Source organism: Bifidobacterium dolichotidis, from assembly GCF_003951975.1.
GTDB classification, from domain to species: domain Bacteria; phylum Actinomycetota; class Actinomycetes; order Actinomycetales; family Bifidobacteriaceae; genus Bifidobacterium; species Bifidobacterium dolichotidis.
Window position 1 is genome coordinate 595,024 of record NZ_QXGM01000002.1, and the last position, 15,314, is coordinate 610,337.

Annotated in this window: 9 protein-coding genes and 1 tRNA gene; 4 read left to right on the forward strand and 6 right to left on the reverse strand. The window is 52.1% G+C overall.

Going from position 1 to position 15,314, the window contains the following annotated elements:
* Positions 1-52: 52 nt before the first annotated feature.
* Complete coding sequence (locus D2E26_RS06320; protein ID WP_125963845.1) at positions 53-1,000, forward strand: TetR/AcrR family transcriptional regulator; 948 nt, start codon at positions 53-55, stop codon at positions 998-1,000.
* A 490-nt stretch (positions 1,001-1,490) separates the two neighbouring features.
* Positions 1,491-2,528 carry a glycosyltransferase family 2 protein gene (locus D2E26_RS06325; protein ID WP_125963846.1) on the forward strand — a complete coding sequence of 346 codons (1,038 nt, stop codon included), beginning with the start codon at positions 1,491-1,493 and terminating at the stop codon, positions 2,526-2,528.
* A gap of 47 nt (positions 2,529-2,575) precedes the next feature.
* Here D2E26_RS06325 and D2E26_RS06330 read toward each other — a convergent pair whose 3' ends face one another.
* Positions 2,576-4,090, reverse strand: a complete 1,515-nt coding sequence (locus D2E26_RS06330; RefSeq protein ID WP_125963847.1) for a C69 family dipeptidase — start codon at positions 4,088-4,090, stop codon at positions 2,576-2,578.
* A 92-nt stretch (positions 4,091-4,182) separates the two neighbouring features.
* Between D2E26_RS06330 and D2E26_RS06335 the strand changes: the two genes are divergently transcribed.
* Positions 4,183-4,255: transfer RNA gene (locus tag D2E26_RS06335), tRNA-Lys, on the forward strand.
* A gap of 235 nt (positions 4,256-4,490) precedes the next feature.
* Here the strand turns inward: D2E26_RS06335 and D2E26_RS06340 are convergent.
* From D2E26_RS06340 to D2E26_RS06360, 5 genes are all read right to left on the reverse strand, one after another.
* Positions 4,491-5,930: a putative ABC transporter permease gene (locus tag D2E26_RS06340; RefSeq protein WP_125963848.1), complete on the reverse strand. Its 1,440-nt coding sequence runs from the start codon at positions 5,928-5,930 to the stop codon at positions 4,491-4,493.
* Positions 5,931-6,014: 84 nt separating this feature from the next.
* Positions 6,015-6,620 carry a TetR/AcrR family transcriptional regulator gene (locus D2E26_RS06345; protein ID WP_125963849.1) on the reverse strand — a complete coding sequence of 202 codons (606 nt, stop codon included), beginning with the start codon at positions 6,618-6,620 and terminating at the stop codon, positions 6,015-6,017.
* Between the two features lie 61 nt (positions 6,621-6,681).
* Positions 6,682-8,871 (reverse strand): YhgE/Pip domain-containing protein, encoded by a 2,190-nt coding sequence (locus D2E26_RS06350; protein WP_125963850.1) that lies wholly within the window; start codon positions 8,869-8,871, stop codon positions 6,682-6,684.
* On the reverse strand, positions 8,868-11,591 hold the full coding sequence (locus tag D2E26_RS06355; RefSeq protein WP_241218893.1) for a YhgE/Pip domain-containing protein: 2,724 nt from the start codon (positions 11,589-11,591) through the stop codon (positions 8,868-8,870). Before D2E26_RS06355 ends, D2E26_RS06350 begins: the two co-directional genes overlap by 4 nt.
* A gap of 275 nt (positions 11,592-11,866) precedes the next feature.
* On the reverse strand, positions 11,867-13,396 hold the full coding sequence (locus D2E26_RS06360) for an amino acid permease (protein ID WP_241218906.1): 1,530 nt from the start codon (positions 13,394-13,396) through the stop codon (positions 11,867-11,869).
* Between the two features lie 373 nt (positions 13,397-13,769).
* Between D2E26_RS06360 and D2E26_RS06365 the strand changes: the two genes are divergently transcribed.
* A complete protein-coding gene (locus tag D2E26_RS06365) occupies positions 13,770-15,200 on the forward strand; it encodes a GH1 family beta-glucosidase (RefSeq protein WP_125963852.1) in 1,431 nt (476 codons plus the stop codon).
* The last annotated feature ends 114 nt before the right edge of the window (positions 15,201-15,314 follow it).

Sequence of the window (15,314 nt, forward strand, 5' to 3'; positions counted from 1 at the left end):
TTTCTGCTGCACAAATTCCTCCGAGGCCTAGGGCTAGTGCCACACTGGGGGTATGGCCAATACTTCGAGAATGTCGTCGTACCAGCGCCGCGAACAGCTTATCCGCGTAGGACGCTCGTTATTTGCATCTAAAGGTTTCGAATCGGTTAGCGTTGAAGAAATTGCAGCGCATGCCAAGGTCAGTAAACCTATTGTGTACGAGCACTTTGGAGGCAAAGAAGGACTCTACGCCGTTGTTGTGGACCGCGAGATGCGTGCACTGAATGAGTCGCTCTTAGCAGCACTCTCCGGTGACACCGATATCCATCCACGCCAAATCGTGGAGCGCACAACTCTGGCGCTGCTTACCTATATTGAGGAGCACTCTGAGGGCTTCCAGGTCCTTGTTCGTGACTCCCCTTCGACCGATCCACAAAGCTCGTTCTACTCACTGTGGGGCGATATTAGCCTTCGTGTTGAAGAGATTCTTGAGCAGTGGTTCAAGCGCCAGCACCTGCCAACTAAGGGCGCAGGCTACTACGCACAAATGCTTGTTGGCATGACCGTATTCACCGGCCAGTACTGGGCTAACCAGCGTAAGTTAAGCCGCGAAGAGCTTGCTGCATTAATCGTGAACTTAGGCTGGCACGGTCTTTCTCGTCTTGAAGCAAAGCCAAAGCTTCTTTACAACGAGACCGACCAAAATGCAGACGATGCCGACGGTACCGCTTCCGATAGCAGCCTTGAAGAAATTGTCACGTCGAAGCCAACTAAGGCCCAGCTCAAGGCCGAAGCCAAGGCTCGTAAGCGTGCACGCAAAGAAGCCGAAAAGGCTGAAAAAGATGCCGAACGAGCACAAGCCTCCATCGAAAAGGCCGAGCAGACCATCGAAGAAGCGAATGCACGCATGAAGGCTGCTGAAACCGAGTTCAGCGCATCCGAAGCTACCACAGAAAATGCTGCAAAAACTGCTGCAGAAGAAACAACAGAAACCGCATCTTCTGAAGAATCTGACAACTGATTCTTAGAATTTCTTGCATCTAGTCGTTCTAGACATGGTCCTGAAAGTGCCCATCCACATTTTCAGGACCATTTTTTATGTGGGTCTCAGAACCTCGCCACACTGCTACGGGATTCCAACGCAGCAACCGTGTGCTCTACTCTCAAGAAAACATTGAAATTCCGCCAAACTGGTGACAACAAATCACACGGCTACCGTTCCAAGCCCCGTAACCGTGTGCCAGAACCTCACACGATTACGGAACCCAAAGCCGTAACCGTGTGATTTCACTACTCCGCAAACCCCAAGAATCCCCATAATTCCAAAGATCTAGCGATTCCAAGCAAACACGGATACCGCTTCTAAACTCCGTAGCAGTGTGCGAAAATTCGGAGACCTCTCCACATAGGTGCACAATCGCACCCGTCCGTGATCACAATAAAACCCAAAACTACGGCTGGCGGTACAATAGCGCGAGCATCACGGCCGCAATCCATGGCAGGAGACTTTAATGCATACTGAGCAGGACAAAATCCTCTCATTCGTTGTGCCCGCATACAACATGGAAGAGTATTTACCTCGCTGCGTGGATACGCTTCTCTCCGCACAGAACAACAACGACATCGAAGTTCTCATCGTCGATGATGGCTCCAAAGACGGCACACTCGCCTGCGCCCAGCGTTATGAACAGCAGTATCCAGGCATTGTGCGCGCCATTCATCAAGAAAACAAAGGCCACGGTGGCGCCGTGAACACTGGCATCGAGCTCGCACAAGGCCTCTACATTAAGGTTGTTGACGCCGACGATTGGGTTGGTACCGAAGCCCTGGAAAAGGTCCTGAAAGTCCTGCGCGCCCAGCGTTCTGAGGCCAAGCCTCTTGATCTGGTGATTACCGATTACGTCTACGACAAGGTCGGCAAGAAGCATAAGCACGTTGTGCAATTCGGCAAGGTGATCCCTGCAAATAAGCGCATTGGCTGGGACGATCTCGGTAAGTTCGGCATTGCTCAGTACATGATTATGCACACGCTTATTTTCCGCACGCAGGTTGTGCGCGATTCCCAAATGAAGCTGCCTGAGCACACGTTCTACGTTGACTTTATTTACTCTTACGCCCCATTCCCATGGGTACATTCGATGCTCTACCTCGACGTGCCGTTCTACCACTACTTCATCGGCCGCGAAGGCCAGAGCGTGCAAACCGACGTCATGATCAAGCGCGTCAATCAGCTGCTGCTCGTCAACAAGTGCATGCTTGCCGCAACTCCCGAGCGCAACGAGGTCAGCGAAGGCCTGTACCGCTATATGATTCATTTCCTCGCGATTGAATCGTCGATTACGTCGACGTTCCTTGTGCTCTCCCGCGATCCAGAGAATTACCGCGTCAAAAAGCAGCTCTGGCAAGACATCTCGAGCTACTCGCCTCAGATCGGCCGCGACGTGCATCGCAAGCTCGTTTCCCGCGCCCTGAATCTGCGCGGCCCGGCTGGCCGTACGTGCATTCGTATCGGCTACCGCATTGCGAACGACATTCTGGGCTTCAACTGAGTTTCCTCAGTCTCGCCCAGATCTGTCACTTTCGCGTGTGGGATCTATCAGATCCACTTATCGCTCATCTTGAACGCATTGTTCATCATGTTGCTGCAGATATAGAGCACCTTGAACAGCAGCTTCTTCGTGCGGTTCTGCAGGAATTCCGCCATCTGTTCGTTGGCCTGCTCGAGCTGCAGCCTCACAGCTTCCATATTGATTTCTGTGGTTGCGAGCTCACCCATTTCGCGGCTCATATCAATATCGTGCTGTTCAACATGACGCAAGCCATAGGACTGCACGTCCTCAATGTATTGCTCAATTTCACCGTCAGTTTCGAACCAGTGACCATCAGCAAGGGCTGCAATCAGACGGTTAGACCAATACAGCGAGTTCGTTGAAACCTCATCAGCTGGCGTATCGCGCAGGTAGGCTGGCGTACCCGTCACATTGGCGTAGAACGGTGCAGCAGTCGTGAACGGACCGCTACCGAAGCTAATCCACATAATGGCAGCCATAGCTTCTGGCACGTTTGGACGAATCTGCATAGCAACCATGTGACCAGTACGGTTCACACCGATTGGCCTGTAACGGTGGCGGCTCTCAGCCGTACCCGTTGTGCCATACGGATCAAACTCGGTGCCTTCGAAGTGCGAGCCGAGCAAGAAATCAACATCTTCAATCGTGATCTTGCGCTCTGGAACGCGGCAGAATGCCTGGCCGTCCGACTCAGGACCAAGGCCTTCCTGCTCAACAGCCGTTGGATTGAAGTAACGCTGCATATACCAAGCACGAGGCGTGTTATAGATATGATCCTTGGCGTTAGCCGTGCCCAAAGCAGCACGCGTATCGAGCACGCGTGAATCCGAGCCCGAGAAGCCAATACCAGCTGCATGCTTGGCATCCATCATCAGATCCAGATGATGCTCGTGTACAAAGTCCTCGAAATCAGCCGAGCACAGGTTCTCGCGACCCTCACCATAAGCGTCCGAGAAGTCCAGCGTATCAATGCTCAACTGGTTTGGAATGGCGGCATAGCAGTCATCTGGAATGCGACGAGCCATCCAGTGGTGGCCACCAATCGTCTCGACGTACCAAATGTCATTTACATCAGAAATGATGACGCCATTCGATTCATACGTGCCGTATTCGCTGAGCAGCGAGCCCAGACGCTTCACACCTTCACGAGCCGTGCTCACATAAGGCAGCACGAGCGTGATGATGTCTTCTTCGCCGAAGCCCGTCTCCTTCTCGAGTGGATCAGCAGCCAGCACGCGCGTATTCACAGCAATAGTTTCTGTAGCGCTCATAGCCACGTTGTGCTCATTGACGCCTGCCTCGGCGAGCACGCCGCGATCTGGCTTCACATTTGGCACGATGCTGTAACGGCATGGATTATCTGGCAACGTGATTGCAAACTTCGAAAGCACGCTGCGGTACTCGCGTGGCTGTTCGCTAGGCGAAATCGCTACGAAATGCTTTGGATCATAACGACCAGAGCCCGAATCATCATCGCGAGCAATAATCGTCGAACCGTCGAAACTGGCTGATTTTCCTACTAAAAGCGTGGTACAAGACATGGTTCTATTGTGAGCGTTGGCGATGACGTCGTCCCACTCCGTAGACATTTCGATTTGCATTTTCCGAATGATTCTCTATAATGCCTACTGTTGCCCCTCTAGCTCAACGGTTAGAGCAGCGTCCTTTTAAGTCGTGGGTTCAGGGTTCGAATCCCTGGGGGGGCACTTTTTATACCTTGATTTCGAGTCCTCTCGATTTCAAGGATTTTTTATTTCTGCACTCCCTCACCGAGCAACTCCTGCGACTCATCTATCTCCGCGCATACATATAGCAAAGCCGCCGCGGGAAATCCCTACGGCGGCTTCACGTTAACGACTACGTGGTAACGGTCACGTCTAACGGTTATTCATTACGTTTCGTAATTGCGTTTAGCAGTCGCAACCTTAAGATCGCTTAGCCTCAGAAGCGGCTTGCGGTCTTTGGATTCAGCGTCATCGTCTGGAAACGGTTCTGCATGAACTGGTCGTTGAAGTACTGTGCAAAGAACTTCGCGACTGGGCTCGTCTGTGGCAAGCCGGCCATACGGCCGAACCATGCATCAAGGGCCATAAGTGTCATGACGCCGTCCACAAGAATAAACACAAAGCAAATAGCCGTTAACCAGTAACGCACCTTCCAAGGAATCATCTGAATAAGCTTCAGCAGAGGTGGCAGAAGCCACTTAATCCAGACCATGCCAAGGAAGCCCCACATAGCCATGAACAGCACGGACGTACGGCCGTCGATGTTGCCCCACTGGTTGGAGTAGTTCCAGGCCGTGATGCCAAATGCGGTCTGCATGAACCAGCTCGTGAAGTACTCGAATGCGCCGCCGATAATGGCCGAAGCGCAGAAAATCAGCGCTGGCGAGGACTTATAGAGGTGGTTCAGGAACACGGTCATAAGCACGGCGCCGAAGCCGTAAATTGGCGAGAATGGGCCCCAGAGCATGCCAGCGCGGTCCTGCCAAGCGCCGAACACAATGAGGTGGAAGATGGTCTCAATAACAAGGCCGAAAATGGACGCTGCCACGAACATCCAGAAGATGTTGAAGAAGTTCAGCGACATGAAGCCCTTGCCTGTCAGATCGCGGCCGGCCATGCCTTCTGCACGTGCCTTTTCGTAGGTCGTGTGCATGTTCATACGCCTCAGCGCATGTTCCATCTGGCGTTCTTCGCGCAGATCAGGATCCACCGTAATCGACAGCACCACAAGGATTACGAGCTGCACGCATGGCAGAATCAGATGCAAATCGAAGCCGCGCAGCGACACCGACAGCAGCATTTCCAAAATCGTGATTGGAATCAGCACATAAGTCCAATACAGCGCATGGTGACGCTTGTTGAGCAGCAGCATAATGCCGAAAATCACCAAGAAAATAGCGCTGACGGTTTGCACGCCAAGGTTGACGCATTGCAGAATGAACGTCAGGCTCTTAATCTCTTCGCCAATGGCGCCGCGCTTCACGGCATCAATAACGCCCACAATGGCCGTGATCATAACAGGAATTGTCAGCAGGCCAACAAGAGCCACCAGCACGCCGTAAATACGTGCAATCAGGGCGATCTTGCGTGGGTTTTCAGTTTCCTTAAGCACTTGTTCGCGGAACGTATCGTATGCTGCCTTGCGTGCCTTCACATCGGCTACGCCTTGCTGCACAGCCTCAACGGTTGCTTGGCCAGCCTGGGCAATATCGGCCTTAGCAAGCGAGGCGACCTTAACAGCCGTATCCTTGACTTTCTGCGCGGCAGCTTGTGCGGTATCGGTCACAGCTGCATTGTTCTGCGCAGCATCCTTCTGCGCAGCCTTATTCGCGGCAGTGTCGCGTTCGTTTGTTTCGGGGGTTGTGTTGTCTGACATGTTCTCCACTGTAAAGCAAGGTGCCGGCCCGAACGTTCAGTTTGGACCGGCACACGCGGATTTCTCTCTAACTGCTGAGCACAATTATTGTGCTGGGCAAGGCTGTAATGCTGGGCAAGGCTGTAGTGCTAGCCACAGCAGCGACGCCATATGCTTCGTCCAAGCATTGGCATTGGCCTTACCAATCGCACGATTGGCAAGCATTGAGCCCACAATCGTTTGGAACAAGAACTGCACGTTCACTCGAGTCGTGAACGCCAGCATCTGCTGACCGCGTGCAATAAAGCTTGCGAAGCACTGCTCAGCTGGCTCGATGACTTGCCTTGCTAGGCCTTTGAGCACCTCGTTATCGCTCGACAGCACGAGCCCCACCGCACGTAAGCCGAATTGCTGATCGAATCCGTTGAGCATGCGCTTCAGCAGCGTCGTAATGCCTACCAGATTTGGCGCGAGATCGCTTACGTCGTACCCCTCGCCCATCTGCAGCGACAGTTTGTGCAGCAGATCCTCGGTGTTGCGATAGCGTCGGTAAATCGTAGTTTTGGCCACGCCCGACCTCCTCGACACCTCCTCAATCGTTACGGCGCTCACGCCGTCCTCGAGCAGGATGTCCAGCACAGCAGCCGTAATCTTACGGTCCGTCTGCTCTCGCCGTGCTTCTCTGCGCACAGCCATAACTGGCGAATCCATACTTCTCCTTGGTTTTCTGCTTTTTCGATTGCTGACTTCTGATATTGCGACTTCACAGCTATTAGGTCAGAATCTTCGTGCTCTCTACCTTGCCGACGTACCAATTGTTGAACTTGGACAGTGGCTTATGCAGCAACAAACCAATAATCAGCATTGGTGGAACGAAGCACAGCAGGCCGCCCATAGCAATCCAGTAATCGTTGTTGTACAGGCCTGCAATTGCGGCGCGCATCATCGTAACCGAGTAGCTCACTGGCAGGAATGGGTGCACATTGCTGACAAATGCCGGCAGAATCGACAGTGGATATGCACCGCCCGAGCCAGAAATCTGCATAATCAGAATCAGCACGCAGATTGCCTTGCCCACATTCGCAAAGATCAGAATGAATGTGTAAATGATGAACGAGTACACCAGCGAGCTGACGACACCGGCCAAAATAAACAGCCACGGATGCACCACGTGCAAACGCAGGAAGATCAACGTACCACCGCAATCAAACACTGCTTGCAGCATGGCCAACACTGCGTAAATACCATAGTGACCCAAGAATTCCTGATGAGGCTTGAGCTTTGGTCCCAGAGCCTTCCTGCGCTTGCGTGACAGTGCAGGCTTCAACGTAACGCCCAACAGTAACGCGCCCACCCACAACGGTAGGAACGTGTAGAACGGCGTCAGAGAAGCACCAAAATTGTCAATCGGGAACACGGCGTGACGGTCGAGTTTGACGGGAGCCGACAACATCGAAGCGAGCTGTGACGGATCGCTGCCGAGCAGCGAACGCAACGTATCGAGGTCGCCGCTTTCGAGCGCCTTGCTGAACTTCTGCTGGAACGAAGTCAACTGCGTGCTGGCTTGCTTGAGCGCGTCGGAAGCCTTGCCGATCGTCTTGTTAGCGCGGTCGAGCTGCTTGTCGGCCGAGTCGACAGTAGAGTCGAGATCTGAGAACGTGCCCTTCAGATCCGTGGCCGTGCTGGCGAGCAGCGAACCGGCCGACGAGAACGAATCCAGCATCGAACTCAAGTCAGGCTTAATCGAACTCGAGTAGTCGGTTTTAATGCCGCCGAGCAGGCCTGCAGCCTGGTCGATCAGCTTGTTGATTTCGTCGCGCTTGCCCTGGCTGACCTGCACATTGCTGTTAATGTCTTGGGCGGCCGAGTTTAGATTGTCCACGAGCGTGCGCTGCAGCTGAATAACCGACTCGAGACGCGAGACGATTGATGCTACGACGGGCTGCACGCGCTCCGGCAAACGTGGCTTAAGTGCGTTCAAATCATCGTGCAGCTGCTGATACGAATCGGCCTGCGAAGCAACGCTTTTCGCAATAGAACGCAGCGCATTCGCAGAGTCTCCAGCCTGCTTATCGGCATCGCTGAACAGACCGTTGACCTTGTCGCCAAGGCCCGAGAACGCGTTCGTGCTATTCGTCAGCGCATCGGTCAGTGCGTTAGCCGACGTGTTCATAGCCGAGCTCAAATCTTGGACGCCCTGCTTCGAATTGTTGAGTGCATCAGCCGACTTCGAAGCCGTATCATTGGCACCATTCATCAGCTTTGCTGAAGAATCGAGCAGCGTTTGCGTAGTCTTCGTTAAAGCCTGATACGTGCTCAACGCTGTTGATGCATCGGACAGCGTTGTAGAGAGCATGCCAATGTTCTGGTTGAACGAGCTCAAGCGCTGCTGGGCTTCTGGCTTCGAAAGATTATTCATCAATGAAGTAGCAATGCTCAATGCCGAGCTGACGAGCTCTTTAGCAAACGTCTGGTTAATCGTAGCCGAGATTTCGTCGGCGCCTTCGCCCGTCAAATGAGGAGCCAGAGCGTTCGTTTTCTCGTTGTCGTAGTAGTCGAGCGTGGCGTGATGAGCATCGGCATCAAAGAACGTCATCATATCGCGGCTGAAGTGCTTTGGAATCACAACAGCGGCGTAATACTTGCCTGACTTCGTGCCATCAATAGCCTGATCAGCCGAGGTGAACGTCCAATCGAGCTGTGAATTCGCACGTAACGAGTTCACAATCTCGCTGCCCACGGAGATCTTCATAGGCAACAGATCTGAGGAATAGCCCTCATCTTCGTTAGCAATAGCAAACTGCAGATTCTTCGTGTTTGCGAATGGATCCCAGCAGGCGCTGACGTTGAACCACGTGAACAGACCTGGAATAACGATGAGGCCAATCGTGATGATGATTGACACAATATTGCGACTTAAGCGCTGTACGTCGCCGGTAAAGATGCGCCACATCATGCTCATGACTGCCTCCTTTCGTCGTTATTGGTTTGCTGTTCAGTTGGATTTGGATTGGTGACGTTATCGGTTGTTGCGGCGTCGTCACCAGTTGTTGTGGTGTCGGCATCGGTTACTGTGCCGCTTCCCTGCGTTTCCACGTGACGTGGAACGTGATGCAGAGTGTGCACGCGATGCGCGGTTCCACGGCGGAACAGCATGTCTGCCAAGACCTGATCACTCAAACCAGAAACGTTGGCACGACGTTGGAACGAGTCACGAATCAGCTCAATGGTCATCAGGAACAGGATGATGGCGAGCAGCCAAATAACCCATGCTGCCAAGGCCACAACCTTCGTGCCGGTGGTCACCGAGAACGTAATGCACAATGCGATTGGCACTACGAAGCCTGCAATCAGTGCGCCCTTGAGCAGCTTTGGATACAGCTCAGCGAAGCGCTTGGCTCGCCTCTCAATTTCCTTGCGATAGCCGCCCTTATCAGCCAGAGCAAGCAGTGCATCTGCTGTGCTGACGCGCGTATCTGGCAGATAAATCGTCTCTTTGAGGAACATGTCGGATTCGTTCATTTCGCGTGCGAACAGGCGAATGAAGTTGGCCATCAGTGGGCGCAAGGTCAGACCCACGAAGAACGATGCTGCAGCGAAGACAAACAGCATGCCAATGCGCTTGCCCCAAGTACCGTCGTAGAAGCCACCAATCGTCTCGCGGAACGCATCAATCGAATACGTGAATGGGAAGAATGGGAACAGCACGCGGAAGAACTTCGGCAGCATTTCAATTGGATACAAGCCCGAAGCACCTGGAATCTGCACCATAATGAGGGCAACCACAACGCCCTTACCCACAAGTAGGAACGTGGTGGAAAGCGCGTACACCAACGACAAGTAGACCAGTGAGGTCACAAGACCCGTGACCACGAACAACGGCGCATTCACGGTTTGCACGCCAACAACGAGGTCGCCGATCGTGCACACAATGCCTTGTGCTGCAGCAATGATGGCCAGCAGAATGTAACGGCCAATATATTTCTGCGATGCAGTAACGTGCAGACCTTCAAGTCCTTCATCGTCAACTTCAAGCTTTGGAATCACCATCAGCATGAAGGAACCAACCCACAGAGCCAAGCTCGTGAACAGTGGAGCCATGCCCGAACCATACGAGTTAATTGGATACAGGTTGTGCGTATTGAGCACAGTTGGTGAGTTCATGAAGTCTGCAATGCGCGATGCATCGAGCTTGCCGTCAACACCAAGTAATGAGGTCAACACATTGGCCGAAGACAGCGACTGCAGATCAGTCTTCAACTTGCCAATGCGGTCATTCATGCCGTTCAGCAAGCTATTGGTGTTATCCAGTGCCTGCTTTGCAGTGGTGCTGACCTGATCGATCTGATCAAAGACCGTATGTGCCTGCTCCACAAGCGACTGCTGACCGCCAAGGCCACCAGAAAGTGCTCCTGCAGCAGTTGCCAACGAGTTCAAACCAGTGTTGAGCTTTGGCAGTGCACCCGTCGTAATTTGGTTACGTGCGGCGCCGGCTGCCCGCAGAGAATCTTGCACCGAAGTATTAGCCTGCGTAGACAAACCGCTAATGCTCGAAGCTGTATTCTTCGTATCGGTATTAAGCTTGGTCAGATCCTCAACAACATCGCTCGTTTGCTTGTTCTGATTCTGCAAATCGGTAATAATCTGCTGAAGCTGCTGCTGTAATTCAGGGCTCAGCTGGCTTACATCAATACCTTTCAGCTCATCGAGCATGTTTGAGATCGAGGTATTGAGATTCTGCAACGTAGCCAATGCGCTACCAGTTTGACCGCTTGCAGTCGTCACCGATTGGCTGATCTGATTGATATTCGAGGAAGCATCAGAAGATGCCTGAGAGATCAGTGAAGAGCCCTTGTCTAATGCATCCGAAGCATCGGAGCTGAGTTTATTAACGTCGCCCTGAGTCTTAGTCAGCAGACGCTGGCCAGTAGCAAGACCATCAGAAGCCTGCTGAGCAGCTGCAGCTGCGTTATCCAACGATTTGCGAGCAGCTTGCGTACGCTGAGGTACTTGATCCAACGTGGCTTTCAGCTGCTTAATCGTCTCCTTGCCATCGGCAATGGACTGCTGGGCGTTATCAAGCTGCTTAGTGGTTCGTGCAACAACTTGATCAGTGCGATTAGCGATTTTTGTATTCGTCTCATTAATCGTTTTGCTGACCACATTGGCGACTGTGGAAACAAACGTGCTATTGATCTGACGATCAACAGTAGAAGCACCAACATCAGTAATTTTTGGTGTAACTGCGTTCACTTTCTCGTTGACGTAGTAGTCAAGAGCAGGAACAGTCATATCCTTCGTAAAGAGTGAGGCCACATCTTCACTGAAGTTTTGTGGAATCACAATAGCTGCGTAGCATTTGCCTGCTTTCACGCAGTTCATGGCATCAGCTTCTGATTCGAAGCGCCAGCCTAACTGATCATTGGCCTTGAGCTTGGCAACAATCTGCTTACCCAAATCCAAATGACCGAGCTTATCGCTCGTTGCACCATGATCTTCATTGGCAACAGCCACCTGGATACCGCCAGTATTGCCATATGGGTTCCAGAATCCGTAGATGTTAAACCATGCATACAGAGCTGGAATGAACGTCAAACCCATCAGGATGACCCAAGCCGCAGGTACGCGAATCAAACGCATTAAATCACGTTTGACGATCGTCCAAACGTTGCGCATCGGCATGCCCCTTCCGCGCCAAAACCACTCTCAAAATAAGGCGAATTGCAATTCAATTTCTAACTGTCAACAATGTTAACGCTACTTATCGCGTAGCGCTACGCAATCAGTAGCGTTCACCTATATGCGGAAGCATAATGGGCAACTCGTTTATGTGCGGGAAAGTATGTGGCTTATGTGCGTTAGATGGAAATGGCTTATGTGCGGGAGGGGAATGCAAAACGACCAGTGCAGGTGTGGGCTTGCACTGGTCGTTGTCGCTAGATCACAGGGTTGCTAGTTCAGGCGGATTCTTCGGAATCGGTCTTTGCTAGAGGTTCCTTATCGGAAGATGATTCTGTTGTGATGAGATCCGCGTTCTTATTGTGCGGCCGCTTCATTGGGTAGCGAATCAGGCAGAATACGCCGAATACTACGAACCAGATGAAGCTGACAATGGCTGGACCTCGTGTGGAGTTGCCAATGAACAGCGTCACATAAATGAATACGAAGAACAGAATGCCCAGTGGATCAAGGAACTTATACGCTGGCATCAGGAATCCGTTCGGCATGAAATCCGACGAGCGTCGATAGCAGTAATGAGCGATCATCGTCAAAATATAAATGAAGATAATCACAGCTGATGCAGCCGACGAGAACAGCACGAACGAACCCGAAATCTGAGGGAACATGCTGACGATAACGCAAATGCCGACGAGAGCGCCGGAAACAGCGATAGCCCTTGCTGGAACCTTCTGGTGAGAGACCTGATGCAGGCCCTTAACGTGAGACGATGCCGAGTTGCCAGCAATCTGATAGAGGTGACGGCCGGCCGAGTAGAGCAGCGAATTCAGAGCCGAGCTCGAAGCCGTCAGCACGACGAAGAAGACGAGAGCAGCAGCCCAATCGAGGCCTGCATACTCGAACACCATAATGAATGGCGACGTGTAGGAACCGTCTTCATTTGGCTGGAAGTTACGCCAAGGCACAATCGTCATAATGGCCAGCAGAGCGCCCACATAGAAGATGAGCACACGCATAATGATGTTGTTAATGGCCTTAGGAATGACGTGACGAGGATCCTTCGTTTCCGAAACGGTCACGCCCACGAACTCAATCAGCGTGTAAGCGAAGAAGACCATCTGGAAGCTCATCAGGAACTTAGCCCAGCCGTTAGGAGCCAGCGAGAAGCCATTGAACACATTGGCCAAACTCACGGCAGCGCCAGGCGACGGATGATCTTGCCCTGGAATCGACGTTTGACCGTAGTGGAAGCCGATAATCAGCATGACAACGGCCGTTACAATCATCGCAATAATCAGCGTGATTTTAATCATTGAGAACCAGAACTCGGTCTCGCCGAACATCTTCACAGCGCAGGTATTCAAACCTATTAACGCCACAAGGAAGACGAGCTCAATAACCCATTTCCAGCTCGATAAGTCAATGCCAAACGTGCCAAAGAATGACACGAAATAGGCGCCCACTGCCGAAAGCTCAGTCATGCCGACGAGCAGCAGTGCCACCCAATACGATCCGAGTGCGAACTTACCAACGGCAGGGCCGCAGTAACGGTTGATGAAGTTAATAAACGTGTGCTGATCAGGATCGGCATACATAAGCTCACCGATGGCGCGCATCATCAAATACATGACGAGGCCAACGGCAATATAGACGAGCACAATGCTTGGGCCTGTTAATGCAATCGATTCGCCAGAACCCAGGAACAGGCCCGTGCCAATCGTGCCACCGATTGCAATGAACTGGACGTGACGGTTTGTCAGTCCACGTTCCATCTCATTGTGCGAACGCGTGGAAACGTTCAAATGCATGCCTGAGCCGCCGCTTGTGGTAGCGGTGCCCTGCCCACTCAAATTCTCTGCTTGATGTCCTTGATGCTCTTCAGACGCAGTTTGTTTACCCTGTGAAGATTCCATAACAATGCACAACTGTAATGGGCATGCCCGCCAATCTTCGCTCTCGAAAAGGTGCAAACACCAAGCGGGGGTGCACTGGTGACATGGAGCAAAACTGCGAGCGGCATGTCGTAGGGCTCTCTTGCGTAGACTATGAATCACGTTCTGAAGGGTTTCGCGGTCACACCGCGTGGTTCGTTATGGCTTGTGCCGGCAAGGATTCCAGCACACTGCAATTCATCTATTTTTCATGCTGAACAATGTTGTTCAGAAAGGCTTCTGACGAACCATGACCACCACAATTCCAACAACAATCCCATCTGTACATCCAACTGCATCTCCAGTTGCATTTCCGACTGCATTTCCGCCGAATTTCATGTTTGGCACGGCTACATCGGCTTATCAAATTGAGGGTGCTGCACATGAAGATTGCAGAACTGATTCCATTTGGGATACGTTCTCGCACACACCAGGCAAAGTATTGCATGGCGATACGGGCGACGTGGCAATTGACTTCTACCATCATTGGGAAGACGATTTGAAACTTGTTCGTGAGCTTGGTGGCGATACGTTCCGCTTCTCCATTGGCGTACCGCGCATTATCCCCACACCTGATGGCAAACCAAATCAGCAGGGTCTCGATTTTTATTCTCGCATTGTGGACAAGCTGCTGGATTATGGCATTAAGCCGATTGTGACGTTGTATCACTGGGATCTACCGCAGTATTTAGGCGATCAGGGTGGCTGGCTGAACCGCGATACGGCGTATCGCATGGCTGATTATGCAGCAATTGTGGCTAAGGAGCTCGGTGACCGCGTCGATTCATTCACCACGTTGAATGAGCCATGGTGCGCTTCATTCTTAAGCTATGGCGGCACAGAGCACGCACCTGGGTTAGGTCAAGGACCAGTTGCCTTTGAAGCAGCTCATCATTTGAATTTGGCTCACGGCCTGATGTGCCAAGCAGTGCGGGCTTATGCAGGAGCCAAGCCACAGCTCAGCGTGGTACTGAATCTGCAAGAGAATCGTGGCGACAGCGACGCCGTGCATCGGCTCGATCTGATCGGCAATCGAACGTTCCTCGATCCAATGCTGCGCGGCTACTACCCTGCTGAACTTTTTGCTGTAACCCAAGGCATTTGCGACTGGAGCTTTGTACGTGATGGCGATCTGCAGCTTATTCATCAGCCAATTGATTGGATGGGCTTGAACTACTACTCCACTGGCTTGGTAGCTATGTCTGATCGCCCGCAGTTCCCTCAGTCAACAGCAGCTTCCGTCAATCCAGGAGCCAGTGATATTGATCATCTGCCAACACCTGGCGAGCACACCGCTATGGATTGGAATATTGACCCTAATGGCTTGTATCGCCAACTCATGCGAATGACTAATGAGTATCCTGAGATTCCACTCGTTGTGGCTGAAAATGGCATAGCTTGCTGGGATGCAGTAATAACTGATGCTGATGGCGTGAAGCATGTGCATGATGAGCAGCGCATTGCTTATCTGCACGATCATCTTGCTGCAGTAGAACGTGCACTTCACGATGGCGCTGATGTGCGTGGCTACTTCCAGTGGTCGATGTTTGACAACTTTGAGTGGGCTTTTGGTTACGAACGCCGATTCGGCATTGTGTATGTGGATTACAGCACGCAGGAACGTATTCGCAAAGATAGCTTTGCTTGGTTCCGCCGCTATATTGCCGAACATCGCAGCTAAACCGTAGGTGCTGTGTTCAGCCTCGTTCAGCCTCGTTTGGCCTTGTTTGGCCTGATATCTCGCATACAGCACATCAATGCGACATCTCAAGGCAAAGCAACTTGAGACTGCCCG